The 26,855-nt window shown below is 66.0% G+C and carries 22 protein-coding genes; 9 read left to right on the top strand and 13 right to left on the bottom strand.

The window, feature by feature from the left end; translation table 11 throughout:
• Nucleotides 1-69 precede the first annotated feature (69 nt).
• Nucleotides 70-840 (top strand): NYN domain-containing protein, encoded by a 771-nt coding sequence (locus tag T31B1_RS02145; protein ID WP_353247811.1) that lies wholly within the window; start codon nucleotides 70-72, stop codon nucleotides 838-840.
• 101 nt (nucleotides 841-941) lie between these two features.
• Here the strand turns inward: T31B1_RS02145 and T31B1_RS02140 are convergent, their stop codons facing one another.
• Both T31B1_RS02140 and T31B1_RS02135 read right to left on the bottom strand, forming a co-directional pair.
• Entirely contained in the window at nucleotides 942-1,742 is an 801-nt protein-coding gene (locus T31B1_RS02140) for a superoxide dismutase family protein (protein WP_353247810.1), read from the bottom strand.
• A gap of 38 nt (nucleotides 1,743-1,780) precedes the next feature.
• Nucleotides 1,781-2,194 (bottom strand): DUF3015 family protein, encoded by a 414-nt coding sequence (locus T31B1_RS02135; RefSeq protein WP_353247809.1) that lies wholly within the window; start codon nucleotides 2,192-2,194, stop codon nucleotides 1,781-1,783.
• A 206-nt stretch (nucleotides 2,195-2,400) separates the two neighbouring features.
• On the opposite strand from T31B1_RS02135, the gene T31B1_RS02130 reads away from it, so the two are divergent.
• Nucleotides 2,401-2,631 (top strand): alpha/beta fold hydrolase, encoded by a 231-nt coding sequence (locus tag T31B1_RS02130; RefSeq protein WP_353247808.1) that lies wholly within the window; start codon nucleotides 2,401-2,403, stop codon nucleotides 2,629-2,631.
• A gap of 35 nt (nucleotides 2,632-2,666) precedes the next feature.
• Here T31B1_RS02130 and T31B1_RS02125 read toward each other — a convergent pair whose 3' ends face one another.
• Nucleotides 2,667-3,398, bottom strand: a complete 732-nt coding sequence (locus T31B1_RS02125; protein ID WP_353247807.1) for a ParA family protein — start codon at nucleotides 3,396-3,398, stop codon at nucleotides 2,667-2,669.
• Nucleotides 3,399-3,488: 90 nt separating this feature from the next.
• Between T31B1_RS02125 and T31B1_RS02120 the strand changes: the two genes are divergently transcribed.
• On the top strand, nucleotides 3,489-3,983 hold the full coding sequence (locus T31B1_RS02120) for a metallophosphoesterase family protein (protein ID WP_353247806.1): 495 nt from the start codon (nucleotides 3,489-3,491) through the stop codon (nucleotides 3,981-3,983).
• Nucleotides 3,984-4,048: 65 nt separating this feature from the next.
• On the opposite strand, the gene T31B1_RS02115 is transcribed toward T31B1_RS02120, so the two are convergent.
• Together T31B1_RS02115 and T31B1_RS02110 are read right to left on the bottom strand one after the other, a co-directional pair.
• Complete coding sequence (locus tag T31B1_RS02115) at nucleotides 4,049-6,292, bottom strand: S9 family peptidase (protein WP_353247805.1); 2,244 nt, start codon at nucleotides 6,290-6,292, stop codon at nucleotides 4,049-4,051.
• Between the two features lie 74 nt (nucleotides 6,293-6,366).
• Nucleotides 6,367-7,713 carry a DUF2254 domain-containing protein gene (locus tag T31B1_RS02110; RefSeq protein ID WP_353247804.1) on the bottom strand — a complete coding sequence of 449 codons (1,347 nt, stop codon included), beginning with the start codon at nucleotides 7,711-7,713 and terminating at the stop codon, nucleotides 6,367-6,369.
• A 62-nt stretch (nucleotides 7,714-7,775) separates the two neighbouring features.
• On the opposite strand from T31B1_RS02110, the gene T31B1_RS02105 reads away from it, so the two are divergent.
• Both T31B1_RS02105 and T31B1_RS02100 read left to right on the top strand, forming a co-directional pair.
• Nucleotides 7,776-8,303: an O-acetyl-ADP-ribose deacetylase gene (locus T31B1_RS02105; RefSeq protein WP_353247803.1), complete on the top strand. Its 528-nt coding sequence runs from the start codon at nucleotides 7,776-7,778 to the stop codon at nucleotides 8,301-8,303.
• A gap of 131 nt (nucleotides 8,304-8,434) precedes the next feature.
• Nucleotides 8,435-10,609 (top strand): PhoX family protein, encoded by a 2,175-nt coding sequence (locus tag T31B1_RS02100; RefSeq protein WP_353247802.1) that lies wholly within the window; start codon nucleotides 8,435-8,437, stop codon nucleotides 10,607-10,609.
• 107 nt (nucleotides 10,610-10,716) lie between these two features.
• Here the strand turns inward: T31B1_RS02100 and T31B1_RS02095 are convergent, their stop codons facing one another.
• Nucleotides 10,717-11,604 carry a LysR family transcriptional regulator gene (locus T31B1_RS02095; RefSeq protein ID WP_353247801.1) on the bottom strand — a complete coding sequence of 296 codons (888 nt, stop codon included), beginning with the start codon at nucleotides 11,602-11,604 and terminating at the stop codon, nucleotides 10,717-10,719.
• A gap of 112 nt (nucleotides 11,605-11,716) precedes the next feature.
• Between T31B1_RS02095 and T31B1_RS02090 the strand changes: the two genes are divergently transcribed.
• On the top strand, nucleotides 11,717-13,447 hold the full coding sequence (locus T31B1_RS02090; RefSeq protein ID WP_353247800.1) for an acyl-CoA dehydrogenase family protein: 1,731 nt from the start codon (nucleotides 11,717-11,719) through the stop codon (nucleotides 13,445-13,447).
• Between the two features lie 50 nt (nucleotides 13,448-13,497).
• Here T31B1_RS02090 and T31B1_RS02085 read toward each other — a convergent pair whose 3' ends face one another.
• Genes T31B1_RS02085 through T31B1_RS02070 form a run of 4 tightly spaced genes read right to left on the bottom strand, consistent with a single transcriptional unit; the run spans nucleotide 13,498 to nucleotide 20,173 of the window.
• Nucleotides 13,498-15,516, bottom strand: coding sequence for an ABC transporter ATP-binding protein (locus T31B1_RS02085; protein WP_353247799.1), 2,019 nt, complete (start codon nucleotides 15,514-15,516; stop codon nucleotides 13,498-13,500).
• Between the two features lies 1 nt (nucleotide 15,517).
• Nucleotides 15,518-16,972, bottom strand: a complete 1,455-nt coding sequence (locus T31B1_RS02080; RefSeq protein ID WP_353247798.1) for an ABC transporter permease — start codon at nucleotides 16,970-16,972, stop codon at nucleotides 15,518-15,520.
• 4 nt (nucleotides 16,973-16,976) lie between these two features.
• The gene (locus tag T31B1_RS02075) at nucleotides 16,977-17,951 is read right to left on the bottom strand and encodes an ABC transporter permease (protein ID WP_353247797.1); all 975 of its coding nucleotides are present in this window, start codon (nucleotides 17,949-17,951) and stop codon (nucleotides 16,977-16,979) included.
• Nucleotides 17,951-20,173 (bottom strand): ABC transporter substrate-binding protein, encoded by a 2,223-nt coding sequence (locus T31B1_RS02070; RefSeq protein ID WP_353247796.1) that lies wholly within the window; start codon nucleotides 20,171-20,173, stop codon nucleotides 17,951-17,953. The genes T31B1_RS02075 and T31B1_RS02070 overlap by 1 nt, the downstream gene beginning before the upstream one ends.
• Nucleotides 20,174-20,312: 139 nt before the next feature.
• Between T31B1_RS02070 and T31B1_RS02065 the strand changes: the two genes are divergently transcribed.
• Both T31B1_RS02065 and T31B1_RS02060 read left to right on the top strand, forming a co-directional pair.
• On the top strand, nucleotides 20,313-22,223 hold the full coding sequence (locus T31B1_RS02065) for an AMP-binding protein (protein ID WP_353247795.1): 1,911 nt from the start codon (nucleotides 20,313-20,315) through the stop codon (nucleotides 22,221-22,223).
• 87 nt (nucleotides 22,224-22,310) lie between these two features.
• Nucleotides 22,311-23,513: an SH3 domain-containing protein gene (locus T31B1_RS02060; protein WP_353247794.1), complete on the top strand. Its 1,203-nt coding sequence runs from the start codon at nucleotides 22,311-22,313 to the stop codon at nucleotides 23,511-23,513.
• Nucleotides 23,514-23,611: 98 nt separating this feature from the next.
• Here T31B1_RS02060 and T31B1_RS02055 read toward each other — a convergent pair whose 3' ends face one another.
• Both T31B1_RS02055 and T31B1_RS02050 read right to left on the bottom strand, forming a co-directional pair.
• Nucleotides 23,612-24,118: a GNAT family N-acetyltransferase gene (locus T31B1_RS02055; RefSeq protein WP_353247793.1), complete on the bottom strand. Its 507-nt coding sequence runs from the start codon at nucleotides 24,116-24,118 to the stop codon at nucleotides 23,612-23,614.
• Nucleotides 24,115-24,504 carry a DnaJ family domain-containing protein gene (locus tag T31B1_RS02050; protein WP_353247792.1) on the bottom strand — a complete coding sequence of 130 codons (390 nt, stop codon included), beginning with the start codon at nucleotides 24,502-24,504 and terminating at the stop codon, nucleotides 24,115-24,117. The genes T31B1_RS02055 and T31B1_RS02050 overlap by 4 nt, the downstream gene beginning before the upstream one ends.
• Before the next feature lie 146 nt (nucleotides 24,505-24,650).
• Between T31B1_RS02050 and T31B1_RS02045 the strand changes: the two genes are divergently transcribed.
• On the top strand, nucleotides 24,651-25,598 hold the full coding sequence (locus T31B1_RS02045; protein WP_353247791.1) for an alpha/beta fold hydrolase: 948 nt from the start codon (nucleotides 24,651-24,653) through the stop codon (nucleotides 25,596-25,598).
• A 117-nt stretch (nucleotides 25,599-25,715) separates the two neighbouring features.
• Here the strand turns inward: T31B1_RS02045 and T31B1_RS02040 are convergent, their stop codons facing one another.
• Nucleotides 25,716-26,810, bottom strand: coding sequence for a PA0069 family radical SAM protein (locus T31B1_RS02040; protein WP_353247790.1), 1,095 nt, complete (start codon nucleotides 26,808-26,810; stop codon nucleotides 25,716-25,718).
• Between the last annotated feature and the right edge of the window lie 45 nt (nucleotides 26,811-26,855).

The following is a 26,855-nucleotide window of genomic DNA, read 5'->3' as shown; positions in this document are numbered from 1 at the left end:
GCGGATTCGCGCCAAAGCTCAATACACCCTAGACTCCGCGCCATATCCATTGCATGTGGCCCGAACCGCATGCCCGTTCGGGACGACACCATGGCCGGCGAAGCACTCATAGCCGTATTCATCGATTTCGAGAATCTCGCCCTCGGCGTCAAGGACGTCCCGGGTGGGGATTTCGATATGTCGCTGGTACACAAGCGCGTGCTCGAAAAAGGCCGGTTGGTCTTCAAGCGGGCCTATTGCGACTGGGGCCGCTATCGCGACCAGATGCGTTCGTTTCATGCCATGGGCATCGAGATGATCGATATTCCGCAAACGCGTATCTCCGGCAAGAACAGTGCAGATATCCGCATGGTCGTGGACGCTCTGGACCTATGTTATGCCAAAGGCCATATCGATACGTTCGTGCTTGTTTCCGGCGATTCGGATTTCTCGCCGCTGGTCTCCAAGCTCAAGGAGAACGACAAGCGGGTGATCGGCTGCGGGGTGAAATCGTCGACCTCGGAACTGCTGGTCGCCAACTGTGACGAGTTCATCTACTACGACGATCTGGTCCGCAAGTCCGGCAAGGCGCGCAAGCGCAAGGCCGAGGGCGGACGCCAGGACAAGGGCGCCGAGGCCCGCGAAAAGCTCGTGGAGATCGTGTCTTCGCTGGAGTCCGACTACGACCCGGTGTGGGGGTCGCTGGTCAAGCAGACCATCAAGCGCGTGTATCCGGGGTTCAACGAAAGCTATTACGGCTTCAAGAGTTTCACCGATCTGCTTCAGGCCGCCGAGCAGCATGCCCAGATCACCCTGGAATACGACGCCGAACGCGGCAACTACAAGGTCGCCGTGGCCTGATACAGCGGCGTGGCGAACAGTAAAAAGCCGGGCGTCGCGGTCGCGACGCCCGGCTTTTTCATATTAACGTCGAAGTGGGCGGGCGACCGCCACGGCGGGTGCTACATCTGGCCGCCCGAGGCGCTGTCCGAAGGCGACTCCGAGCCGCTGCCCTGGCTGGCGCCGTTGGACATGTTGCTCTGGGCCCCGGCGCCGGCCTGTGCCGACTTCGGGTTGGCGATGCCGATCACACCGCAGGCCTGACGCGAGCCGGCGGCGCCGATCGGCGGCTGGCTCGGATCGTTGGGCTTGGCGTGGATGATCACCCCACGCCCGATGATCGACTTCGGCCCGGTCAGCGACGCGCCGTCCAGCATGCCTTCGTCCTGGGCGCTGCCGTCGTCGCCGGCATCCAGGTTGCCCAGATCGCCGGTGATGTGGTCGATATCGGCCGGCGGGTTCTCCGAACTGCCCTGCAGATTGAAATGGGTGCCGGCCGAGGTGCCGTCGGCCGCCGAGCAATCGCCATACAGATGAATATGGTAACCGTGCTCGCCCGGTGCCAGGCCCGAGGCCGTGGCGGTGTAGGACAAACCGCCGTCGGACGGCGTGAAGCGTACCGTGGCCATCACATCGTCGTTGCCCTGGGTGCCGTGGAGCACGGCGATTGCGGCCTTGGGCGTATCCTCGTCGGAGGCCTGGCCGGTCTGATCGGCGCCGGTGCTCGCCTGGCCGCCAGCGGCCGCGCCCTCGCCTGCCGCCATCTCGGTGGCACTGTTCTGGCTGTTGGCGCTGGCGGTGTTGGTCTGGGCGTCCGCGCTCGGGTTGTCGGCGGCGGCGCTATCGCTCTCGTCGTTGCTGCCGCAGGCGCTCATGCTCATGGCGATCAGCATCGCAGCGGACAGGGTCAGGACTTTGTTCATGGCGTGCTCCTCGAGAAGGGATTCAGGGGAATATCGGCTCAGCCGCGACGGGCGATGATGCGGTCGACAATGCCACGCGCCTGGTCGGGTTCGGCGAAGACGCGGTCGTAGTGGCGTTGCAGCCAGGGGCCGAAGTCGGCGTTGTCGTCGGTGAGCAGGATCGCCAGCGCGTCGACGTGCTCGCCGCCGCCGCTGGCAGCTTCACGCCGAAGAGCATCGCCCTGCGAGTCGACGAACGCCACGGCCTGTGCGTAGCGAGGCGTATCGGGCTCGGTGACCGAGGCGTTGGTGGATGCGCGGCTGGCCTTGGAGATGCCATTGGCGATCGTCTGCGCTGCTTCGGCCGCGGTGTTGGTGGTACTGGTCAGCGCCGAGCAGCCGCTCAGCAGGATCAGGGTGGCGGCTAGTGCGGCCGTGCTCAGGGTAGACGGCAGCGGGATCGGTCGGGGCATGGAACATCACGATATTCGATAGGGTTGAACCTAAGCTATCGACTGGTCCGCATGAGCACAATAGGTAGAGTTCACCAACGCGGGCCGATCTTGAGCGATCCCAGCAGCTGGCCGGGCCGCGATGTCTATCGCACCCCGAGACGGGCTTCGGCCACCTGCCGGATTTCGATCATGCGCCGCGCTATGTCGAGATCGAAGGCCTGCGCATGCACCATGTTGCTGCCGACCCTGCGCACGGCCCGCCGGTGGTCCTGATGCCCGGCGAACCCAGGTGGAGCTATCCATATCGGCACATGCTCACGTCGCTGGCTGCGGCCGGTTGTCGCGTGCTCGCGCCCGATCTGATCGGCTGCGGTCGTTCGGACAAACCCTGCGCGTCACTTTCTGCAGAAAGGATCAAGGGCCGCAGATCGCGCGCTTCATGCCGTCCTGCCTGACCGGTCCGGACCCGGGGTGAACGGCGGCGAACAGATCAGGCCAGCGCCTGATACAGCGCACGATATTGCCCGGCCGCACGGCTGCGTGGGGCGAATGTCGCGACCGGCGCGCGATGCTCGCCCATCTTTTCTACATGCGTAGCGTAGTCGACAAACACGTCCGGCGCCTTTTTCATGCTGGGCGGCGGCGAGTCGATGAGCTCGCGATGCAGCCGGCGGCGCCGATCGGCCATGGAGAAGAACGGAATCACCCGGGTTTTGCCGACTTTCTTGTCGTCGACATGGGTGAGCACTTCATCAAGCGCGCGCAGCGACAGCGGCGTCGGCACCACGGGTACGATCACCCGGTCGGCGGCCCGTAATACCGAGGTGGCCAGTGCGCCGATGCCCGGCGGGCAGTCCAGTATGAGCAGGGAAAACGTTTCGGAAAACGGGTCGATCAGCGTCTCGAGTACCTTGCGTGGCTGCCGGGCGGCATGTATCTGTGCATCCCAGTCTCGATAGCCGCGCGAGCCGGGCAGTACCGACAGGCGGTCATGCACCGTGGCCTGAACATGACGCCCGAGCGCCTCCTTGCCGGAGACGACCCGCTTGGCCGAGACTTCGGCAGCCTCGTCGACGCCCAGATACCAGCTTGCCGCGCCCTGCGGGTCGAGATCCCACAGCAGAACGTGCTCACCGGCCCGGGCGGCCTCGAATGCGAGATTGACGGCAGCGGCTGTCTTGCCGACACCGCCTTTTAAGCTGTACAGCGCGAACGTTTTCATGACGCGAGTGTAAGCAGAAATCGTCGTGCCCATCTATCGTGGAACGATGGCAGGTTTGGCCGGGCTGGATACAGCGGTTAGGCTCGCGCGATGCGCATCGACCTGATTGCCGACACCCACGGTCGGCTCGACCCGCGAATCGCCGAGGCAGTGGCCGGCGCCGACTTGCTCGTCCATGCTGGGGATGTCGGCGCCGGCATCGACGAACAGCTCGCGGCACTGGCTGACCCGGTCATCATCGTGGCTGGCAATAACGACCCGGCCGACTGTCCATGGCCTGTCGAACAGGTGGTCGATCTGCCGGGCGGCCGGCTGGCGATCATGCATGGCCATCAATGGCCGGCCCGTACCCGGCATCGGCGCTTGTGTGAACGTTTCCACGACGCTCGCGCCGTGGTCTGTGGCCACAGCCATCGCCGTGTCATCGAAACCGATGGCCAGCCCTGGCTACTCAACCCCGGCGCGGCCGGCCGGACTCGTGCCTACGGCGGGCCGGGTTTCCTGCGGCTGACCATTATCGATGAGCGCTGGCAGATCGAGCCGCATGTCTTCGAGCCATGGCGGGCGCGCCGGCCGCGCCGCTGACACCCGGCGCGCGTTCGATCCATCAGTCATGCCCGGCCATATCGCATGCGGGCGATGGTCGGCTGTCAATAGACGGCGTTGTTCTTCAAGGCATCGGCTTCGGCAATGTCGGCGGCGGTCCGGGTGCGCATGCGCTCGCCAGCGCCCATCGCTTCGAGAACGAAGGCGAAGATCAGCGCGGTTTCTTCGAGTGCTGTGAAGCGCCCGGGCAGGCCGCCGTGGCCGGCAGCCATATGGGTCTTGAGCAGCAGCGGGTTATCGTCGGTCTTGAGTTCGCGCAGCTTGGCGACCCATTTGGCCGGCTCCCAGTAGGTCACGCGCGGGTCGGAAACGCCGGCGATGACCAATAGGGCCGGATAATCCTGGGCGGTGACGTTCTGATACGGGCAATAGCTTCGAATCGTGGCGAACGCATCGGCATCGTCGCGCGGGTTGCCCCATTCGGGCCATTCCGGGGGCGTGAGCGGCAGGCTGTCGTCCATCATCGTGTTGAGGACGTCGACGAAGGGCACATCGGCGACGGCCGCGCCCCATAGATCCGGCCGCTGATTGAGTACGGCGCCGACCAGCATGCCCCCGGCGCTGCCACCGTGCGGCACGATCCCGCCGGCACGGGTATAGCCTTGGGCGATCAACGTTTCGGCCACAGTGATGAAGTCCGAGAAGGTATTGGGTTTGTGTTCGAGCTTGCCGGCGCGATACCAGCCATAGCCGCGTTCCTGACCGCCGCGGACGTGGGCGATGGCATGTACGAATCCACGGTCGACCAGCGAAAACCGGCTGCCGGAGAAGGCAGCGGGCTCGGAAATACCGTAGGCACCGTAGCCGTGCAGCAGGCAGGGCGCCCGGCCGTCGAGTGCCAGGTCGGCCCGATGGGTGACGGTGATCGGAATCGAGGCGCCGTCGGCGGCGGTGGCGAACAGGCGCCGGACCACGTAGTCGGAGGGGTCGAAGCCGCTGGGCACCTCGCGACGCTTGCGCAGGGTGCGCGACTGCGTGCCCATATCGTAATCGTAGGTCTCGTCAGGCGTGTCCGGTGCGCTGTAGACGAATCGAAGCGCCGCGGTGTCGTGTTCATAGCCGGGCGCGATGCCCAGGCTGTAGGCTTCGGCCGGAAAGGCGATAGCGTGGCTGGCCGCCTCGCCGTCGCCGACCCGCTTGTCGGTGATCACGATACGCGGCAACGCATCGGCACGTTCCATCCGGACGCGAAAATCGGCGAACTCGACGTGATCGAGCAGCAGGCGCCCCGGCTCGTGGTCGACCAGCGTTTGCCAATGCGCTTTGCCGGGGGTGGCGACCGGCGCCCAGGCCAGCTTGAAGTCCTCGGCGCCATCGGCGTTGGTGAGTATGACGAAACGCTCGCCGTCGTCTTCGACCGAATATTCGACGCCGGTCTCGCGTGCGGCGATCAGCGTCGGCGTCTCCCACGGTGTATCGGCATGGATGAAGTGCGTTTCGCTGGTGGCATGGTCGTGGGCGTTGATCAGGATGAAGCGCTCGCTCTGGGTCGTGCTCACCGATACGAAAAAGCCCGGGTCGGCCTCGCTGTAGACACACTCGGCGGTCTCGGGTTCGGCACCGAGTGCGAGCCGCCAGACCTTGCACGGCCGGTGGTTGTCATCGAGCGTGGTGTAGAAGAGCGTGCCGCTGTCTGTCGACCACAGCAGATTCCCGGTCGTGTTGGCAATCGGTGGCTGGATTTCTTCGCCGCTGGCGCCTTCGTCGTCGATTGGCCGTACATGGAGGGTGTAGGCCTCGGAGCCGCGCTCGTCGAGTGCGAAAGCGAGCAGGCGGTGATCGCGACTGTGGTGCACCGCGCCCAGGCTGAAATAGGGCCGGTCTGCGGCCTCGGCGTCGCCGTCGAGCAGGCACTGTTCTTCGGGTAGCGGTTCGCCGGGCGCGCTCTGCCCGTCGTAGTGGCGCGGTGCCCGGCAGAAGATCGGATGCTGGCCGGATTCGCGGTAGCGTACGTAGTAGACCCAAGGGCCTTCCGGCACCGGTACGCTGGCGTCGCGCTCGGCGATACGGCCACGCAGTTCGGCAACCAGCTCTCTACGAAGGGTGCCGCAACGGCGCATCCAGGCATCGGTATAGGCGTTTTCGGCGTCCAGGTGCGCGCGGATTTCCGGCGCCAGGCGCGACGGTTCGTGCATGGCCTCGCGCCAGTTGGCGTCCCTCAGCCAGGCATAGTCGTCGATGAGGGTCACGTCGTGGACCGTGCGCGTCTTGCGCCGTCGAGCGGCCCGGGGCGGCTCGGCATGTTCACCGTCAACGGGTTCGGGCACGGTCGCGGGGCGGTTGGTCATGGCTTTTGCGGTCGATGGATTGACGCGGGTCGCCGCGTGCTAACCGGTCATCATCGGCCGAGCCCGGGTTTCGATCAAGCCAGGTCGGCGTGCTCGCTGCGCTCGCCGGGACCGCCGATCAAGCGGATCGCACGGCGATGCGCCTGCTCCACGGCGGCGCGATCGCGAGTGCTGGTCATTGCTTCCAGCGCGGCCTCTCGCAAAGCATCTGCCTGTGTGCGCATGAGTTTTCTCTGGTCACCGTCGGTCAGGAACTCGCCGGTCTCTCCCATTCGGCGCAGCATGTGCACAGAGGCGTTACGGTCGGTGGCGAAGTAACTGCGCAGCTGGTCGTAGATTGCCTCGGCCAGCGCCGTGAAGTCGAATCCGGCGGCCCATACGCGCAGCCGCCCGTCGCCGTCGAAATGATGCAGATGCGCGACATCCCGTCGCGCCAGTCGGTTGAGCGCGACGCTCAGCCAGTCCAGACAGCCCATGGCGGTATACGGGTCGTTGATACCCGGCGACAACGCCCGTGCAGCGATCTCGACCAGTTCGTTGACCAGAAAGAACACGTCCTGCGACTGGGTGCGCTGGCGGCCCCAGGCATAGGCATCGACCAGGGCGGCGGTCACGTCGTCGTCGACACGCCCGGCCGGCCAGGCCTTTAGCAATGTCTGGCCCGTGGCTACGAAATCGCCCGGCCCGCGTTCGATCCGCAGCACCAGGTCGTGCTGGACCGCCTGATTGACGAGCGACCGATAGATGAGATTCTGGATGTAGCCGTCGCCGTCGGCTCGAACCGCCACCGCCGTGTCGCTGAAATCCGACGGCAGAAAAGCCGACGGCTGCTGGGCCGCCTCGATCGAACGTCGCTCATAGTCGTCGATGGCGGCGTCCAGGTCGCGAGCGACATTGCCCACCACGTTGGAGACATGCAGCGATTCGGTGATGTGGTGGATGAAATAGATCAGCACCGCCAGGCTGGCCACGGCCATGAAGATCGCAAACAGCATGGCCAGATGCGGCACGAAGGTCGCGGCCGTATCGTCACCGGCCTGAATCGTGCGCAGCAGCAACAGACAGTAGACGAACGTGGACACGAACGTGCCCAGCGTCACTTGGTTGCCGGTGTCGTTCATGAAATTGGTGAGCAGTCTCGGGCCGAGCGTGGACGTGGTGTATGACAGTGCGGCGATGGTGATCGAAAACGTCACGCCCGCCACGCCGATCATCGAGCCGGCCACGGTAGTCAACAGGCCTCGCGCGCCCTCGGCCTGGACCTGATAGACCCACGGAACGGCGTTGACCCACTCGTTGCCGATCACCCGGTCGATTGCGATGAGTGCGAAGGAGGCGAGCGCGGCGAGAATCGACATCACCGTCGGGACGAACCAGTAGCTGCTGCGCAGTTCGTTCCAGATTTTCGTTAACTGCGCCATTTGGCCGCGTCCATGCAAAGTCGGATGATGGAGGGGCACTTTACCGCAGGAGGCTGTGCATCATGCAGCGCGAAATACAGGATGTGGCCATCGAGTGTGTCAAGGGCGATATCACCCGTCAGTGCGATATCGACATCATCGTCAACGCGGCCAACAAGCAGCTCAAGGGCGGTGGCGGCGTGGACGGGGCGATCAATCGCGCGGCCGGCCCGCGTCTGGTCGAGGCCAGCCGCGCCCTCGGTCCGATCGAAGCCGGCGAGGCGGTGATCACGCCGGCCTTCGAGCTGCCCAACGATCACGTGATTCATTGCGCCGGCCCGGTCTACAGCCAGCGCCAGCCGGTCGCCGAACAGCTGGCGAGCTGCTATCGGCAGGCCATGGCGCTGGCTGACAAGGCCGGTGCCCGGTCCATCGCCTTTCCGGCGATCTCCTGCGGCATCTACGGTTACCCGCTCGGCGAGGCCGGCCGGATTGCGATCGATACCGTGACCGACGCCATCGAACGGGGCACGGGCCTGACCCATGTGCGCTTCGTCCTGTTTTCCGACGAGACGCTCGCAGCGTTCGGCAACGCCCTGTCCGCACGCTAGCCGCCGGCCGGCGTCATGGCTCGGCGCTGGCTTCACCGGTTTGTCATGAACGCCCTCTAAGGTGCTTCGCATTCGATGCGCGATCGGGGATCGCGCCTGACCACCGACTCGAAAGCACAAGGGAGCGATCCGTGAGCCAAGAAATCGAAGACCACCGTCTGCTTAACGACAGCGATAACGAACCGTTTTCCTCCGTGCTGGAGCGGCGGCTGTCGCGTCGCGACATCATGCGCGGCGGACTCAACGTGGCCGCGGTGAGCATGCTCGCCGGCTTCGGGCTGACCGCCTGCAGCAGCGACGACGATGGCGTGGATACCGACCGCGGCATGAACGACGACGACACGGCCGCGGCCATGAGGCTGGCATTCGAAGCCGTGGCCGGGTCCAAGACCGACGCCGTGGTCGTGCCCGAGGGCTATACCGCCCAGGTGTTCATCCCGTGGGGGACCCCGATCAATGCCTCGGCGCCCGCGTTCTCCGAGAATCTGGCCTTCACGCCGGAGATCCAGGACAACAGCGTGGGCATGCATCACGACGGCATGTATCACTTCCCGCTGGACGACGACAACGCCTCCCGCGATTTCCTGCTCGCGATGAACAACGAATACATCGACCAGGCGGCGCTCTGGGCGCCCCAGGGCGGCCCGACCGGTCAGCAAGACGGCGAAGGCGCCCGTCCGGCCGATGAAGTGCGCACCGAGATCAACGCGCATGGCGTGACCGTGGTCCGAGTCGTGCGCTCCGACGAAGGTGTCTGGTCGCTGGCCGACGATACGTCCTACAACCGCCGGATCACCACGGCCACGCCGATCGCGCTGCGCGGTCCCGTGGCCGGCTCGGACTACGTCAAGACGGCCTACTCCGAAAACGGCACGGTCACCCGCGGCACCAACAACAACTGTGCCTGCGGTTATACGCCCTGGGGCACCTACCTGAGCTGCGAGGAGAACTGGCCAAGCGTGTTCATCAAGGATGGCGAGCGCTATGCCGACGACGATCGCCTGGGCATCAGCGCCGGGCGGGGCCGGTATGCCTGGGAGACCGCGGCGGGTGATGCCACCGAGGACAATGGCGAATTCGCGCGTTTCGATGCCACGCCGCGCGGCGAATCGGCCACCGACGACTATCGCAACGAACCCCGTACCTACGGCTATATCGTCGAGATCGACCCGTACACCCAGACCTCGCGGCCGATCAAGCGTACGGCCCTGGGCCGTTTTCGCCATGAAGGGTGCTGGGTGGGCAAGCTCACCGAAGGCCAGCCGGTGGTGTTCTATTCCGGGCACGACTCGCGCAACGAATATATCTACAAGTTCGTCTCCGACGCCCTGTGGAGTGAAACCGATGCCAACATGCCGTCTGCCATGGGTACGGACCGGCTGGCGCTGGGCGACAAGTATCTGGATGCCGGCACGCTGTACGTCGCCCGGTTCAACGACGATGGCAGCGGCGAGTGGCTGGCGCTGACGCCGGATGCCATGACCCAGAGCGGCGATCAGACGCTGGCCGCCGCCCTGGGTCTGGCCGCCGATGATCTGGCCGGCATCATCATCCACACCTGTGATGCAGCCGATCTGGTCGGCGCCACGCCCATGGACCGGCCGGAGTGGGGCACCGTCGACCCGGTATCGGGCGATGTCTACATGACCTGTACCAACAATTCGGATCGAACCGCCCAAGGGACCGAGGCCATGTTCACCCAGGGTGCGAACGACCTCGCCGAGCTCGGCGCAGGGTATGCGAGCGCGCCGGTCAATGCGGCCAACCCCCGAGCGGATAATGAAGGCGGACAGGTGATCCGCTGGCGGGAACCGTCGCCGGGCGACACCACGTTCTCTTGGGACATCTTCGTGTTCGGGGGCGCGGCCGGCTCCGACGACAATCCGTCCGGTCTGACCGAATCCAACCAGTTCGCCAGCCCCGACGGTCTCTGGTACGACGACCGCGACGACGGGCAAGGCATTCTGTGGATCCAGACCGACAATAGCGGCAACGAGGTCGACGACGATACCAACGACCAGGTGCTGGCGGTAATCCCGTCATCGGTCAGCCGCGCCAACGGCGACATGTCGGTGATCGATCCGTCCGACCAGGCGCAGCTCAAGCGTTTCGCGGTCGGGCCCAACGGCTGTGAGGTCACCGGCATCTTCGCCACGCCGGACAAGCGTGCGCTGTTCATCAACATTCAGCACCCGGGCAACTGGCCCTCCACCGACGATGCCACCCAGGTCACCCGCGGCAGCGTGCGACCGCGGGCGTCGACGGTCGTCATCCAGAAGGCCGACGGCGGGCAGATCGCGGTCTGAGAGGGCTCGGACCCGGTCACGACAAGGGCTGCCCACGGGCGGCCCTTGTCGTTGGTGCCACGTGGAACGCCGTACAATCAACGACCTGCAGCGCCTAACGGGGATTTTTAGCCTCGCGCGACTGTATCTTTGAGACATGCCGCGAATGCATCGACCAGCCGCTCATCGGCGCAGGCGCGGCGCAACACCCGCACTTCGGAGGCGCCGGTCTCGCCGGCAAGCGCTCGAAAACAGACGCGATCGCTGGCGGTACGAGTCAGCGGCTCGGGCACGAGCGCGATACCCATGCCGTACTCGACCATCGTGACCACCGTCTGCCACAGTCGCGCCTCGTGGCGGATCTGCGGGCTGAAACCGGCACCGATGCAGAGCGCGACGATCTGGTCGTGATAGTGCGGCGATACCGCGCGTGGAAAGAGGATGAACGCCTCGTCGGCCAGGTTCGCCAGGTCGATCGTTTGATCCCGGGCACGTGCATGATTGACCGGCAGACAGCAGACGAATGGCTCGTGGCACAGCGTTTCGCTGACGATGTCGTGCGTAGGACGGTTCCAGTGCGCACAGCCGATATCGATCCGCCGGCCGGTCAGCGCAGCGATCTGTTCATCGGTATTGAGTTCCTTGAGCACGATATCGATCCGCGGATGTCGGCATGCGAAGGATTCGATGGCTTCCGGCAGGCCGCGCAGCAACATCGAATTGACGAACCCCACGCGCAGGCGACCGGTCAGCCCATCGGCAGAACGCCGTACGAGCTGTTCGGCATCGGCAGCATGGGCAAGCAGGCGTTCGGCTTCGACCAGCAGCAGCGCGCCGGCACTGGTCAGCTCCACGCGCTTGTTATTGCGGCGCAGCAGGACCACGCCGAGCTGTTGTTCGAACTTCTTGATATCGAAGCTCAGTGCCGGCTGCGAGATATGCAGACGTGCCGCCGCCCGCCCGAAGTGCAGCTCGTGTGCGACGGCCACGAAATAGCGTAGCTGCTTCAGGTCCATGGTCAGGTGGCGATCTTCGATAAGCGGCGTTTATCGAACAGGATAGCAATTGTATTGGACGTCTATCGAAAACGGCTTCTAGGCTGGGGTAGCGATCCAACCGAGCCTGCCCATGTCGACCGATTCAGCCCACCGCGGCGATACCACCTCACAGCGCAACATTCCGGATGCGCACGGCCTCAGCCTGTTCGAGCGCGACCCCGATCTGGCGCGCGTGCTGCGGGTCTATCTCGGCGACGAACGCTATGCCGAGCTCGAGCCGTCGCTCGTGGCGCTGGGCCGGCAAGCCGCGAGCGAACTCGACGACTGGGCGCTGACCGCCGATAAGAATCCGCCCAAGCTGGTGCATCGCAATCGACGCGGCGAGGATATCCAGTGTCTGGACAAGCATCCGAGCTATGTCGCGCTCGAACGTGTGGCATACGGCGAACTCGGCCTGGCCGCACTCAGCCATACCGACACGAAACGCCCGTCGCTGATCAAGTACGCGCTGACGTATCTGTTCGTACAGGCCGAATTCGGATTGTGTTGCCCGGTGAGCATGACGGACTCGCTCACGCGTACGCTGCGCAAGTTCGGTGACGCCGAGCTCGTCGACCGGTTTCTGCCCTATCTGACGTCGCGCGACATGGATACGCTCTATCAGGGCGCGATGTTCATGACCGAACAGGCCGCCGGCTCGGATATCGCCCGGATTACCACCCGGGCCTACGAACAGGACGGCGAGTGGCGGCTGGCCGGCGACAAGTGGTTCTGTTCCAATGTCGACGCCGATCTGGCCATGGTGCTCGCCCGCGCCGACGATGCGCCCGAGGGCATGGCCGGTATCGGCCTGTTCCTTCTGCCCAAGACGCTGGCCGACGGCACACGCAACCGGTATCGGATCGTGCGCCTCAAGGACAAGCTGGGCACGCGTTCGATGGCCAGCGGCGAGATCGTACTCGAAGGTGCCACGGCCTATCTGATCGGCGATATCGGCCGCGGTTTCCAGCAGATCGCGGACATGATGAACATGTCGCGACTGTCCAACGGCGTACGCGCGGCCGGGCTCATGCGGCGCGCGCTCAGCGAATCGTTGCATGTCGCCCGCCATCGCGAAGCGTTCGGCCGCCGCCTGATCGACATGCCGCTCATGCAGCGCCAGTTGCTCAAGATCATGCTGCCCGCCGAGCAGGCGCGTTCGATGTTCATGCAGATCAGCCGGTGTCTGGACGCTGCCGATGCCGGCGACGACACAGCCGCAAAACTCGTGCGCATCCTCACGCCGCTGATCAAGTTCCGGGCCACCCGCGACTCCCGCAAGGCCACCGCCGACGCCATGGAGGTGCGCGGCGGCGTTGGCTATATCGAGGAATGGCCGGATGCCAAGCTCCTGCGCGATGCGCATCTGGGCTCGATCTGGGAGGGCACCAGCAATATCGTCGCGCTCGATGTCCTGCGTGCGGTACGCCGACAGCAAACGCTGGCACCGCTGGTGAGCTATCTGCATTCGCTGCTCGCCGACGACGGCATCCCCGATGCCGTGCGGACAACGCTTGCAGCGCGGGTGGATCGTGTCGCCAGCCTGGTGGCCGAAACGGCTGACCAGGGCGACGACGAGATCGTGCGCCAGGTCGCCAGCGCGCTCTATCATCTGTGCAGCGCGGTGTTTCTGGCCTGGGAAGCCGCTCGACAGCCGGCCGATGCCCGCCGTCTGGCACTGGCGCTGCTGGTGGTGCGCCACAAATTGACGCCGGCGGATCCGCTCGCCCCTGCGCCGGCCGGCGACGAGGCTACGGTTGTGCGCACGCTGCTCGATGAAAGCCCGATGGCTGTCGAGCAGGCGCTCACGTTGTGCGCCTGAGAGCACGTCAGCGCCGCGCCAGCGGTTGAGGCCACCGCTCGCTGGGGGCGTCAGTAGAGCAGGCAGCGGGCGGTATGACCCTCGCCGAAGTCCCGCGCGGCCGGGTCTTCGCGCCGGCAGCGGTCCATCGCGTACGGGCATCGCGGGTGAAAATGACAGCCGCTCGGCGGATCGGCCGGGGAGGGCAGATCGCCGCTCAGCCGGATGCGCTCGCGGCTGATATCGCCGCCGATCGCCGGCCGTGCCGACAAAAGGGCCTGCGTATAAGGATGCCGGGGCTCGGTGAGCACGCGCTCGGCCGGGCCGGATTCGACGATACGCCCCAGATACATCACCGCGATGTCATCGGCCAGATACGACACCACCGCCATGTCGTGGGTGATGAACAGGTAGGCCAGACCGCGTTCGCTTTGCAGGCTCTTGAGCAGATTGAGGACCTGCGCCTGCACCGAAACATCCAGCGCGCTGGTCGGTTCGTCGCAGATCAACAGGGCCGGCTCCAGGGCCAGCGCCCGGGCGAGGCAGATACGCTGTCGCTGTCCGCCGGAGAATTCGTGCGGATAGCGCTCGAGCGCGGATTCGGGCATGCCCACGTCGGCCAGCAGCGCCGCCGCTCGCGCCCGGCGTTCGCCGGCGTTGGCGCCGATCCGCTGTGCTACCAGCCCCTCGGCGAGGATCTCGCCGACCAGCATCCGCGGGTTCATCGACGAGAACGGATCCTGAAAGATCATCTGCAAGCGCCGCCGGGCCGCGCGTAGCGCGCGCCCCGACAGCTCGGCCAGATTCCGGTCTTCGAAATCCACGCGGCCGGCCGTCGGGTCGACCAGCCGGGCCAGCGCGCGGCCGAGGGTGGTCTTGCCGCAGCCGGACTCGCCGACCAGCGCGAGCGTGCGACCGGCAGACAGCGTCAGCGACACCCCGTCCACGGCCTTCACATGGCCGACCGTACGCTTGAACAGGCCACGCGTGATGGGAAAGTGAACCGCCACCTCCTGGGCATCGAGCACCGTCGGCGCCGGGCTCGTGCGCTTGCCTGCACAGACCGCGGCCGGCTGCTCGGCCGTCGGCGGCGCCGCCGGCAGCGGCCGGCCGGCGTGCCTTGCATCGTAGAGATGGCAGCGTACTGCGCTGCCGCGGTCGTGTTGCCAGCTCGGCGGGGTCTCGAAACAGTCCTGCCAGGCATGCTCGCAGCGTTCGGCGAAACGACAGGCGGGCAGGGTTGCGGTCAGTGGCGGCACTGTGCCGCGGATCGCCGCCAGCTTCTGGCCGCGCTGGGTTGCACCCGGCAGGCTGGCAAACAGCTTGCGGGTATAGGGATGGCGCGGGGCTGCGAACAGTGTCTGGCGATCGGCGAGTTCGACGATATGCCCGGCATACATCACGGCCACCCGATCGGCGACCTCGCTGACCACGGCCAGGTCGTGGGTGATCAGCAGCAGCGCCATGCCGCGCCGGCGCTGGATATCGGCCAGCAGCGCCAGAATCTGAGCCTGAATGGTCACATCGAGGGCAGTGGTCGGCTCGTCGGCGATCAGCAGTTCGGGTTCGCCGGCCAGCGCTATGGCGATCACCACGCGTTGCTTGAGCCCGCCCGACAGCTGATGCGGATAGGCATCCCAGCGGCGTTCGGGTTCGGGCATGCCCACCTCGGCGAGCAGCTCCAGGCCGCGCTCGCGGGCTGTACTGCGTGCCAGACCCAGATGCGCCGACAGTGCCTCGCCGATCTGCTGGCCGATGGTCAGCACAGGGTTGAGCGCGCTCATGGGTTCCTGGAACACCATGCCGATCCGTCGGCCGCGCAGTGCGCGCAGTTCGCGTTCGGCCAGCCCCAATAGATCGGTACCGGACAGGCATACCCGGCCATCGAGCACGCGCGTGGCCGGACGCGGGGCCAGCCCCATCAGCGACAGGGCGGTCATCGACTTGCCGCAGCCCGACTCGCCGAGCAGGGCGAGCGTCTCGCCGGCGGCGATCGAAAAGCTCACGTCGTCGACCGCACGTAGCAGTCCGGCGGGGGTATCCAGCCAGGTCCGCAGCGATTCCACTTCCAGCAGCGCGGGACCGGCCATGTCAGCGAGCTCCGCCGGCGGGTTCGGCGGGCGCGGATTCGGCCACGGTGCGGCCCCCGTCATCGCCGCGCAGGCGCGGGTCGAAAGCATCACGAACCACGTCGGCGAACAGATTGGCCGCCAGCACCAGGACCAGCATGAACACGAACGCCGCGGCCAGTGGCCACCACACGATCGGGTCGCGCGCCATTTCCAGGCGCGCGCCGTTGATCATGTTGCCCCAGCTGTTCATCGTCGGGTCCACGCCCACGCCGATATAGCTGAGCACGGCTTCGGCCAGCACCAGCGCGGAGAAATCCAGCACTACCTGGATGAGCACGATATGCATGACATTGGGCAGCATGTGGCGTGCCAGGATACGGATCGGGCCGGTCCCCAGACCGCGGGCTGCGGCCACGTAATCCAGCTCGGAGAGCTTGCGCGTCTCGGCACGCAGCAACCGGCACAGCCCGGTCCAGCTGGTGATGCCGAGGATCAGGCACAGAAACAGCAGCCGCAGGTCGGCCCGGGCCGCGGTCGTGCCGAAGGCATCGGCATTGTTCTCCATGTAGACCTGCATCATCAGCACCGCCGCGGCGATGAGCAGCACGCCCGGGATCGAGCTCAGCGTGGTGTAGAGATACTGAATGACATCGTCCACCCAGCCGCGGAAATAGCCGGCCAACGTGCCGAGCACGAGCGCGAACGGCAGCATCACCAGGGTTGTCAACGTGCCGATGGCCAGCCCCGTACGGATGCTTTTGATCGCCTGGTAGAACACGTCCTGCCCGACCTTGTCGGTACCCAGCACGTGATAGTGCGGGGCAAGCGCGGCCAGCGCACCGACGGCCACGGCCAGGCTGGCCGCGGTGATCAGCGCGGCTCGCCAGGCCAGCGGGGTGGCATCGCGAGCGATACGCGCGGCAACACGGCCGGGCCGATGCCGCATGCGCACCGCGATAGCCAGAACCAGCAGCACGGCCATGACTGCCCAGACCGCCAGCCCGTAGGCGCTGCCGAGTGCGGCGCGGCGTGCGATATCGGCGCCCCGGGTGAGGCCCGTATCGTCCAGCGTCGTGCCGGCATGAGCCAGCCGCGGATAGACCTGGACCTTGGTGCCGCCCGGTTCGGTGACCACCTGCTGGACATAGGAATGCAACGAGAACGGTGCCGAATAGGTGTACTCGTCGTTTGCGATCAGGGGCGCGGCGATCGCATCCAGAACGCTGACCAGCTCGCCCGAGACGTGGGTCTCGCCGGTCTCGGACGTCACGGTCGGGCGGTAGTGAATGCTGTCGAGTACGCCCACGGCCGTATAGGCCAGCAGGATCACCAGCGTGATCATGCCCACCGGGCGGGAGAACACGCGCAGCCAGGGCAGACGCAACGGCTTGCTGCGTGCCGCACACACCGCGAATACCGCGATCGCGATCAGCAGCAGATAGATCAGAGCATCGGTATAGAGCACGACGATCATTACGCTACAACCGTATCCGGGGGTCGAACAGCGTGTAGCTGATATCGGTGAGCAGCAGGCCCACGATATAGAGGACCGAGCCGAGAAAGACCATTGCCCGCACGATGGCGAAATCCTGCTGGTTGATAGCTTCGATGGTATAGCTGCCCAGCCCCGGTATGCCGAAGAACGACTCCATGATCAGGCTGCCCATGAACAACAGCGGCAGCAGCACCACCACGCCGGTGAGAATGGGGATCATGCCGTTCTTGAGTACGTGCACGAACAGAATCCGCAGATCCGACAAACCCTTGGCACGGGCGGTGCGGACATAGTCCTTGCCGAACTCCTCGACGAAGATGGTCCGATACCAGCGCGAGCCGGCGCCGATACCGCCGACGATGCCGATGAGCACCGGCAGGACCAGGAACTTGGCCATGTCCCAGCCCGCATCGAATCCGGAAATCGGCACGAGATTCATGAGTTTACCGGCGACGAACTGCCCGGCGATGATATAGAACAGCGGCGAGATGGACATCAGCAGCACACAGACCACGACGCCGCCCCAGTCGATCGCGGTGGCCCGGAAGAACACCAGCAGCAGGCCGAAGGTGATATTGACCAGCATGCCCACGATCAGCGTCGGCAGGGCCAGCGCCAGACTCGGGCCCATGCGCTCGCGGATGTCGGCCGCGATCGAACGCCCGGCGTCGGAGGCGCCGAAGTCGAACGCCATCACCTTGACCGACTTCTGGAAGAACAGCGTGTCGGTGACGGTGTTCAAGCCCTGTTTATCGTCGTTGTAGAGATACGGCAGGTCGTAGCCGTGGGTGGCTTTCCAGGTCTGGATGGCCTCGGGGGTCACCCGCTTGGCGCCCAGCTGCATGCGCGCGATGTCGTCGGGTGTGTTGACCACGAAAAACAGCATGAAGGTGATCAGATTCACCCCGATCAGCACCGGAATGGCATAGAGCGCACGACGGATGATATAGCCGAGCATCAGCGCGCCTCGTCGAGCGGCCGGCGCACGGTCGCCCGTTCGCGCCGGCGGTGAATCCACAGGCCAGGGGCCAGCAGAAGGCCGACGAGCAACCCTCCCGCGACCAGTGGCCACAGTGACGGCGGATTCCACAGCCGTCGCATCCGGGCCCGCTGTTCGGCGTCCAGGCGCAGATATTTCACCGTGTTGTTGGCCATGGCATTGGGCTTGGCATTGGCCAGCCAGCCCTGATAGAGCCCGTACTGACGCGGAAACATGCCCCATACCCAGGGCGCGTCGCGGCGAACGATCTCGATCATGCGCTCAATGATCGCCTGTCGCTCGGGCCCGTCGGGCATGTCGCGCATCTGCCGGAAGAGTCGATCGAAGACGGGGTTTTCATAGTTGGCGATGTTCTGGCCGTGCTCGTCGACGGCGTTGTTGGGCCCATACAGCAGGAACAGGAAGTTCTCCGGGTCGGGATAGTCGGCCATCCAGCCGGAGCCGAAATACAGCTGTACGTTGCCATCGGCGGTCTTCTGCTGGAAACGGCTCCAGGTCGTGGCACGCACCACGAGCTGGATACCGAGCTTGTCGAACTGCTGTCGCATCCAGTCCATCTGCGACTTGAACTCGGGCCCGGTCGCCGGGGTGTCCAGATGCAGCAGCAGCGGCCGGCCGGTGTCGCGGCTGACACCGTTCGGATAGCCGGCCTCGGCCAGCAGCCGGCGTGCCGTGTCGAGCGATTTGCGCCGCGGCGCGCCGTCGTTCCAGTCGTAGACGACCTCGTTGGTCCCGGCTCTGCCCTGGCTGGCACCGGTGATGCCCGGTGGCAACGGGCCCTGGGCGACGATGCCGCGGCCGTTGAGGAAGATCGCCACATAGGCCTCGTAGTCGATGGCGATCGAGATCGCCTGACGCAGCTTGCGCTGTTTTTCATCCAGGCCGCCGACCACATCGTCGCGCATGTTGAAGCCCAGATAATAGATCGCCGGCAGGACCGTGGTCGCCAGGCGCATATCGCGTTCGGCCATGGTGGCGGTCAGATGCGGCTCGCCGTCGCTGTCGATACGAATCGCCTGGCCGAACGCATCCGAGGAAATACCGGAGCTGTCGTAATAGCCCTGCAGGAACTTGTTCCAGTAGGGAATGGATTCCTTTTCCAGCGAAAACACCACTTTCTTGATGAAGGGCAGCGGCTGGCCGGCGTCGTCCAGCAGCCCGGCCGCGCGATCCCCGGGTTCGCCTTCGGTGGGATAACGTTCGCCGTGGAAGTTGGGGTTGGCCTCGAGCACCATGCGCCGGTTGGGATTGTTGACCGTGAGCATGTACGGGCCGGTGCCCACCGGGAACGTATCGATCGTGATGTTCTTGGCGGCCAGCGCGGGCTGGTTGTAGAAACGGGTCACCTCGGCCGGCACCGGTGCAAAGAACGGCATCGCCAGCCAATAGCGCAGCTGCGGGTAGACGCCCTTCACGCGGATGACGAAGTGATGATCGTCGATCACCTGCGCCCCGGGGAAATCGTATCGGGTCAGATCCAGGTGTTGGTCGGCGGGTAGATCGGCCCTGATCGAGCGCAGCTGTTCGGCATAGTCCGCCAGCCCCTGGATATGCTCGACCATCACGCCGAGGATCGGCGAGTTCACTTCCGGGCTGGCCAGGCGCTTGATCTCGTGGACGAAATCCGCCGCCTTCAACTCGCGGCTGCCCTGGTGCTCGAAATCTGCCGGCGAGTCGATGCCGGCCAGGTCGGCTTCGGTGAGCGCGCTATAGCGCGGGGCGCCGTCGGCGGTGGTCGCGAACGCAGGATGCGGCTGATAGCGGATGCCCGGCTGGATTTCGATCGTGTAGACACTTGTCGCGACCTGATCCGGCGGCGTATCGGCAGGCAAGGGCCGGCCGTCGGCGTCCAGATATTGCGGCTCGGGCACGCGGGTCGCCGACCGCGGGATCAGCGTATACGGGCGCTTGAGATAGTGATATTGCAGCGGCGGCTCGTAGATCTGCTCGGTGAACGTGGCCTCGTCGGTGGCATACGAGCGCGCCGGATCGAGATGGCGCGGCGATTCCGAGAACGCGCGGTAGAGTACGTCGGCGTCGGTCGCGGCATCCGGGTAGGGGCTGTTCCATGGCCGCTCGCAGCCGGCGGCGAGTAGAGCCAGCGCCGTCCACAGCAGTATGCTGATCGCGCGACGGGTCGGCGAAACGCGCGATTCGACAGAGAACGGGCGAGCGGGCATAGACTGCAATCTAGCTGAATATCGCGCGCCTATGCACGCGGACGGGCAGCGCGCCACCTTCGTCGTATAGGGCAGGCATGGCCGACGCTGGCATATTGGCCGGCGGCTGTGCCTGCCACAGATAATTCGAGGAGAACGCATGAGTAACGACCACGACTATCGCGCCCAGTTCGATGCAGCCCGCGATGACCCCGCGACTTTCTGGGGCGAGGCAGCGCGCGCCATTCGATGGACCCGCGAGCCCACACAGATCCTCGACGACAGTGCGGCCCCGTTCTATCGTTGGTTCGCCGACGGCCAGATGAATACCGCAGACAACTGTCTGGACCGGCATGTCGACGAAGGCCGCGGCGACGTGGTCGCGCTCATCCACGACAGTCCCGTCACCGACAGTCAGCAGCGCTATACCTATGCCGAGCTGCGCGACGCGGTCGCCCGGTTCGCCGGCGTGATCCGCAGCCAGGGCGTGGACAAGGGCGATCGGGTGATCATCTATATGCCGATGATCCCGGAAGCGGTGATCGCCATGCTCGCCTGTGCGCGTATCGGCGCGGTGCATTCGGTAGTGTTCGGCGGCTTCGCCGGCGCCGAGCTCGCCAAACGGATCGACGATGCGACGCCCAAACTGGTGTTATCGGCCTCCTGCGGTATCGAGCCCACGCGTGTGGTCGAGTACAAGCCGCTGCTCGATCGCGGCATCGAGCTGGCCGAGCACCCCGTCGAGCGCTGTGTGATCTTCCAGCGCGATACCCTGCGCTGCGAGCTCATCGAGGGCCGCGATCAGGACTGGCAGGCCGCATTCGAAGCCGCCGAACCGGTGGACTGCGTGCCGCTTTCGGCCACCGATCCGCTGTATGTGCTCTATACCTCGGGGACGACCGGCAAGCCCAAGGGCGTGGTGCGCGACAACGGCGGCCATGCCGTGGCCATGCATTACTCGATGAAGGCGGTCTACGGGGTGGGCCCGGACGATGTGTTCTGGACCGCTTCCGACGTCGGCTGGGTGGTCGGCCACTCCTACTGTGTCTATGCGCCGCTGCTGGTCGGCTGCACGTCGGTGCTCTACGAGGGCAAACCGGTGGGCACGCCCGATGCCGGCGCGTTCTGGCGGGTGATCGCCGAGCACAAGGTCAACGTGTTCTTCACCGCGCCCACCGCCTTTCGCGCGGTCAAGAAGGTCGATCCCAAGTGTGAGCTCGGCGCGGCCTACGACGTCTCCAGTCTGCGCGCGCTGTTTCTGGCCGGCGAACACACCGACCCGGACACCGCGGTCTGGGCCGGCGAGAAGCTCGGCGTGCCGGTGGTCGATCACTGGTGGCAGACCGAGACCGCCTGGCCAATGAGCGCCAATCCGCTGGGCATCGAGACACTCGATGTCCCCGTGGGCTCGGCCGGGCGGCCCGTGCCTGGCTACGATATCCGGGTACTCGGGCCCGACGGCGTGGAGGTGGACAACGGCGAGATGGGCGATATCTGTGTGAAGCTGCCGCTGCCGCCGGGTTGCTTCCCCACGCTCTGGCAAAACGACGCGCGCTACAAGTCCTCGTATCTGGAAGATTTTCCCGGCTATTATCGATCGGGTGATGCGGGCTATTTCGATGCCCAGGGCAATGTCTGGGTAATGAGCCGGGTCGACGACATCATCAACGTGGCGGGCCATCGGTTGTCCACGGGCATGATCGAAGAAGTCATCGCCGGGCATCCGGACGTGGCCGAAGCCGCAGTCGTGGGCGCTCACGATGCGGACAAGGGGCAGCTCCCGGTGGCGATGGTGGTGCTCAAGTCCGGGGTCACCCGTTCGCCCGATGAGGTCATCGCCGATCTGATTGCCCGGGTGCGCGAGCAGATCGGGCCGGTGGCGGCTTTTCGCAAGGCCACCATCGTCGAGCGGCTGCCCAAAACCCGTTCCGGCAAGGTGGTGCGCGCGACCCTGCGCGAGATTGCCGACGGCAAACAGTGGAATACGCCGGCGACGATCGACGATCCGGCGATTCTCACCGAGATCGAGGCGCAGCTCGGCCGTATCGGCTATGGCAGCGCGCGCCGCTGATCGCTGACGGCGGATGCGCACGCCGATGTCGACGGCCATCGATCGAGTCCTGTGGGCAGACGCCTGCCTCGGGGCCGCGTCGCATTGGTGAACCGAGCGTGGCTGGGCGTCGCGCTCCTGGCGCTGAGCGGCTGGGTCGGCGGGCCGGCGCTAGCGGCGGAAAACGCGGCCGCCGCGGCTTTCACTGACGGTGACTATGCGACCGCGGGTGCGCTCTGGCGCCCCGCCGCCGAAGCCGGCGATGCACAGGCCCAATACGGGCTCGGGCTGTTATATGCCAACGGCTGGGGCGTGCCGCAGGATCCACTGGCCGCGCAGCGCTGGTATGGCCTGGCCGCAGAACGCGGCCTGGCGGCTGCGCAGTACAACCTGGCGGTGATGCGCGAAACCGGCCATGGCGTGCCCCGTGACGTCGCCGAGGCCGGGTATTGGTATACAGAGGCGGCCGCCCAGGGGCTGTCGCCCGCCGCCCGGAACCTGGCGCTGATGATTCTCGGCGGCGACGGACTGGAGCGGGACCCGGCACGCGCCGTCAAGTGGCTCGCACGCAGCGATCGCTCGGTCCGCGCCCGCCTGATCGCCTCGCTGCCGTCAGCGCATACGATCGGCCGTGCCAACCTGCGGGCCGAGCCGCGCATCGGCAGCCGTCGATTGACCACGCTGGCTGGTGGCCAGTCGCTGCCAGTGTTTGCCCGCCGCGACGGCTGGGCCCAAATCTGGCAGACCGATACGGATCGGGTGGGCTGGGTCGCCGAATCGCTGCTGCGCGGTTTGCCAACAACCGGAGCGCCGCGGGTGGCGCTGTCGCGTCTGGCCGGCGGCCCCTTAAGCGCGATCGACCCGACGTCCGCCGAGTCGGCGATGACCACGACCCGTGCAACGACATCGGATAGCGGCAAGCGCCGGTTGCTGCGCAATTCAGGCTGGCTGGTCGGGCTCGACACCGGCCTGGCAGCGGCCGGGTCGGGCCGGCGCATGCGGGTGGCCAGCGCCCGCCTGAACGTACGCGACGCGCCCGGTATGCAGGCGGCCATCGTGGGACGCCTGGCACACGACGACATCGTGCGCGTGCTGGCAACGCGCGCCGGCTGGCGTCAGATCGCCCTACCGGACGGCGGCCGAGGCTGGGTGGCCGGCTTTCTGCTTGCCGAGCCCGCGAGCGCGGTGGACACCGTCACGCCACGGCGCGGACCCAAGCCCCATGTCGGCGCCGTCACCGCGTCCGAGCGACCACCGGCCCGCCAGCAGCCACGCCCGGCATCGATACCGATCGGCCAGGGGGGCGGCTAGAGCGCTGGCTGGCGCGCGGTGGCTCGGATCGCGCATGGCGTGGCGGTCTTCATCGATGGTCATCCACGCGCTGCCAGCGTGGGGCGACGATACAGCGGCTACGGCCCGGGCAGGTGACGGCGCATGACATAGTCGTCCATGACGAATCCGTTGCCAATGGCTTTCACATCGGCCGTTTCGATGACGAAGCCGAGCCGGTGATAGGCCGCGAGCGCGTCGTGATTGTTGCGATTCACGCGCAGCCGGAGGGTCTGGCAGCCATGGTGGCGAGCGTGATCGATCGCATCCGCGACCAGCGCCCGGCCCATTCCGGTGCCGCGGGTTGTTTCCAGGACATAAAGCTTGTCGAGCCAGGCTGCCTCGCCCGCTGGCGTCGTGGCGGCAAACCCGCACGCCCGGTTGTCCAGCCAGGCCAGCATCAGGCGGGTTCCGCTGCGTTGCTGGTCGGCCAGCGCCGTATCGCTATAGCCGCGTTCGAGCATGTACTCGATCTGGGCGAGGCTGATGATGCCGGGATAATGCTGGTACCAGATCCGATGCGCCAGGGCGGCCAGCACGCCACGGTCGGCCGGCGTATCCGCCGGGTGCAGGCGTAGGCGACTCACGTGTCGGCATCCGGGGCGCCGCCGGCCAGCCGGCTGCGCACGGTCTCGGCATAGGCACCGCGGCGCAGCAGCGCGCGGCCCTGGCGTGTACTGCGCAGACGCGTCTCCAGCCAGCGCAGGCGTCGCGTCAGGCGTTCGGCCTCCGCGCTCCGGGGTTCGACGGTCTCCAGCAACGTTTCCAGGTCGCGGAACTGGCGCTGGGCTTCGATCTCGGGCGGCACGAAACCGGCGTTCTTGAGCAGCCGGTAGCCGGCACGCAGTTCGGCCGGCACGCGGCGCGCCGGGTCGGGCGGTAATGGCCGGCCTGACCCGGATAGATCGTCGAATTCGCCGCGTTCCACGGCGGCCTCGATATGGGCATCGGCCAGGCGGTCGAGCAGGCTCATCGTGGTGGGGTCGGACAGGACATGATCGATCTTTCGTGCGGTGCGGTCGAGGGTCGTGACGAGTCGGGCGCCGGTTACCTAAAATAACGTCTTTGGCTCTTTCATGGCACTGTGACGGGCATTCGAGGGACAAGGACCGTATGGCTATGGCCGATTTGCTGGCGCCGGATCTGGACGGCGCGGACATCCAGGGCAGCGTCGAAACCAACGGGCTGACGCTGGCGTACGAGCAGTTCGGCCACGATCACGACCCGGCCCTGGTGTTGATCATGGGTCTGGGCACCCAGTTGACCGGCTGGCCGGATGCGTTCTGCCGTGCGCTGGCGGACAACGGGCTCCGGGTGATCCGTTTCGACAACCGGGATATCGGGCTGTCGACCAAGATCCGTACGGCCACGCGGCACGACAGCCCGCGCAAGGCGTTCCTCAAGGCCTGGCTGAACCGGCCGATCGATGCCCCTTACACGCTCGAGGACATGGCCACCGACACCGTGGGTTTGATGAGCGCGCTCGGCATCCATCGCGCCCATATGGTGGGCGCCTCGATGGGCGGCATGATTGCCCAGCTGGTTGCTTCGCTGTATCCGCAGCGCGTGTTGAGCCTGACCTCGATCATGTCGAGCTCGGGTGCGCGCCGTCTGCCGCGCGCCCGTTTCAAGGTGCTCAACCGGCTGGCGAAGGCGCCCAAGCGCAACGATCCGGACACGGTGGCCCGCCATATGGCGCGCACCATGCGCATGATCGGCAGCCCCGACTACGGGCGCAGCCTCGACGACTGGACCAGCGAGATCCGTCGCAACGTCAAGCGCAGCTATTATCCGCCGGGTACCCGTCGACAGATGCTCGCCGTGATGGCCGCCCCGTCGCGGGTGGACCTGTTGGGGGCAATCGAGTGCCCGACGCTGATCATCCACGGCAAGGCGGATCCGCTGCTGCCGGTCAAGCACGGCCGGCACACGGCCAAGGTCATGCCGGATGCCCGTTATGAAGAGATCGAAGGCATGGGCCACGATCTGCCCCCCAGGCTGCTGCCCTATTTCGTGACCCTGATCACCGAATTGGTCGAATCCAGCGAGTCACCGGCGCCGCGCTGAGCCAGCGGCATACCGCCGTTCCAGCTGCCGCGGCCCTCCGAACCGGGCACGGTTGCGCCTCGCCCGGAGGCTTGTCGTAGCTTGTCGCAGCGGGCGCGCAGGAGACACGGCCCCGCGCTAGCCGAAGTCGAAACGGTGCTGGTCGCCGGCGGCCGGCGGCACCGCGAACGCCGTGGTATCGAGCGAGATGCGGCCGCGCCGGCCCGGAATGAGCCCGGCACGGCGACAGGCCAGACGGAAACGCTGGGCGAACAGATCCGCATACACGCCGGTCCCGGTCATGCGCTGCCCCCAGGTGGCATCGTAATCGCGCCCGCCGTGCAGTTGGTTGACCAGACTCATCACGTGATCGGCACGCTCGGGGTAGTGCTGCGCCAGCCATTCACGAAATAGGTCCTTGACGCCGTGAGGCAGGCGCAGCATGACGTAACCGGCGCTGTGGGCCCCGGCCTGTGCGGCCCGATCGATCAGGGTCTCGAGCTCGTGATCGGTGATCATGGGAATCACCGGCGCGATCAGCACGCCGGTGGGCACCCCGGCGTGCCGTAATGCACTCACGCAGCGCAGGCGCTGGGCAGGCCCGGCCGCACGCGGTTCCAGGCTTCGCTTGATGGTGGCATCGAGGCTGGTGAGGCTGACGAAAACACTGACCAGACGCCGTTGAGCCAGCGAGGTCAGAAGATCCAGGTCGCGCGTGATCAGTGCGCCCTTGGTGATGATGGATATCGGCTGATTGAAGCGATCGGCCACGGCGAGCAGCGATCGCGTGATGGCCAGGTTTGCCTCGTCGGGCTGATAGGGGTCGGTGTTGGCGCCCAGCGTGATCGTTTCGCAGCGATAGCCAGGAGCGCTCAGTTCGGCGGCGAGGCGTTCGGCGGCATCCGGCTTGTAGTAGATCTCGGTTTCGAAATCCAGCCCGGGCGAGTGGTCGAGATACTCGTGTGTCGGCCGGGCGAAACAATAGATACAGCCGTGGCTGCAGCCCTTGTACGGGTTGATCGAGGCGTTGAAGGGCACGTCCGGCGAGTTGTTGCGGCTGATCACGCGGCGGGCCGGGTCGGCGTGCAGCCGCGTCGGCGGGCGCGGCGGAGTCTGGCTGTCTTCAGCCAGCGTCTGCCAGCCGTCGTCGAAATCGACGGTATGGCCTGCCGCAAAGCGCGATGCCGGGTTGGTGAGCGCGCCGCGGGACTTGTGATGCGTGGGGCGATGCATTCGATAAACTGTATGTATGAACAGTCATGATGGCAAGCCCGGGCC

The organism is Salinisphaera sp. T31B1 (assembly GCF_040361275.1).
GTDB lineage: Bacteria > Pseudomonadota > Gammaproteobacteria > Nevskiales > Salinisphaeraceae > Salinisphaera.
The sequence above is the reverse complement of the archived record's forward strand: the minus strand, read 5'-3'. Positions and strand labels throughout refer to the sequence as shown.

Excerpts from the sequence above, each read along its gene's own strand:
- T31B1_RS02115 (WP_353247805.1), bottom strand. The coding sequence starts at position 6,292 with ATGACCAACCGCCCCGCGACCGTGCCCGAACCCGTTGACGGTGAACAT.
- T31B1_RS02065 (WP_353247795.1), top strand. The coding sequence starts at position 20,313 with ATGAGTAACGACCACGACTATCGCGCCCAGTTCGATGCAGCCCGCGAT.
- T31B1_RS02075 (WP_353247797.1), bottom strand. The coding sequence starts at position 17,951 with ATGCTCGGCTATATCATCCGTCGTGCGCTCTATGCCATTCCGGTGCTG.
- T31B1_RS02140 (WP_353247810.1), bottom strand. The coding sequence starts at position 1,742 with ATGAACAAAGTCCTGACCCTGTCCGCTGCGATGCTGATCGCCATGAGC.
- T31B1_RS02105 (WP_353247803.1), top strand. The coding sequence starts at position 7,776 with ATGCAGCGCGAAATACAGGATGTGGCCATCGAGTGTGTCAAGGGCGAT.
- T31B1_RS02040 (WP_353247790.1), bottom strand. The coding sequence starts at position 26,810 with ATGCATCGCCCCACGCATCACAAGTCCCGCGGCGCGCTCACCAACCCG.
- T31B1_RS02125 (WP_353247807.1), bottom strand. The coding sequence starts at position 3,398 with ATGAAAACGTTCGCGCTGTACAGCTTAAAAGGCGGTGTCGGCAAGACA.
- T31B1_RS02050 (WP_353247792.1), bottom strand. The coding sequence starts at position 24,504 with ATGAGCCTGCTCGACCGCCTGGCCGATGCCCATATCGAGGCCGCCGTG.
- T31B1_RS02120 (WP_353247806.1), top strand. The coding sequence starts at position 3,489 with ATGCGCATCGACCTGATTGCCGACACCCACGGTCGGCTCGACCCGCGA.
- T31B1_RS02130 (WP_353247808.1), top strand. The coding sequence starts at position 2,401 with ATGCACCATGTTGCTGCCGACCCTGCGCACGGCCCGCCGGTGGTCCTG.
- T31B1_RS02145 (WP_353247811.1), top strand. The coding sequence starts at position 70 with ATGCCCGTTCGGGACGACACCATGGCCGGCGAAGCACTCATAGCCGTA.
- T31B1_RS02045 (WP_353247791.1), top strand. The coding sequence starts at position 24,651 with ATGGCCGATTTGCTGGCGCCGGATCTGGACGGCGCGGACATCCAGGGC.
- T31B1_RS02090 (WP_353247800.1), top strand. The coding sequence starts at position 11,717 with ATGTCGACCGATTCAGCCCACCGCGGCGATACCACCTCACAGCGCAAC.
- T31B1_RS02085 (WP_353247799.1), bottom strand. The coding sequence starts at position 15,516 with ATGGCCGGTCCCGCGCTGCTGGAAGTGGAATCGCTGCGGACCTGGCTG.
- T31B1_RS02135 (WP_353247809.1), bottom strand. The coding sequence starts at position 2,194 with ATGCCCCGACCGATCCCGCTGCCGTCTACCCTGAGCACGGCCGCACTA.
- T31B1_RS02095 (WP_353247801.1), bottom strand. The coding sequence starts at position 11,604 with ATGGACCTGAAGCAGCTACGCTATTTCGTGGCCGTCGCACACGAGCTG.
- T31B1_RS02080 (WP_353247798.1), bottom strand. The coding sequence starts at position 16,972 with ATGATCGTCGTGCTCTATACCGATGCTCTGATCTATCTGCTGCTGATC.
- T31B1_RS02070 (WP_353247796.1), bottom strand. The coding sequence starts at position 20,173 with ATGCCCGCTCGCCCGTTCTCTGTCGAATCGCGCGTTTCGCCGACCCGT.
- T31B1_RS02110 (WP_353247804.1), bottom strand. The coding sequence starts at position 7,713 with ATGGCGCAGTTAACGAAAATCTGGAACGAACTGCGCAGCAGCTACTGG.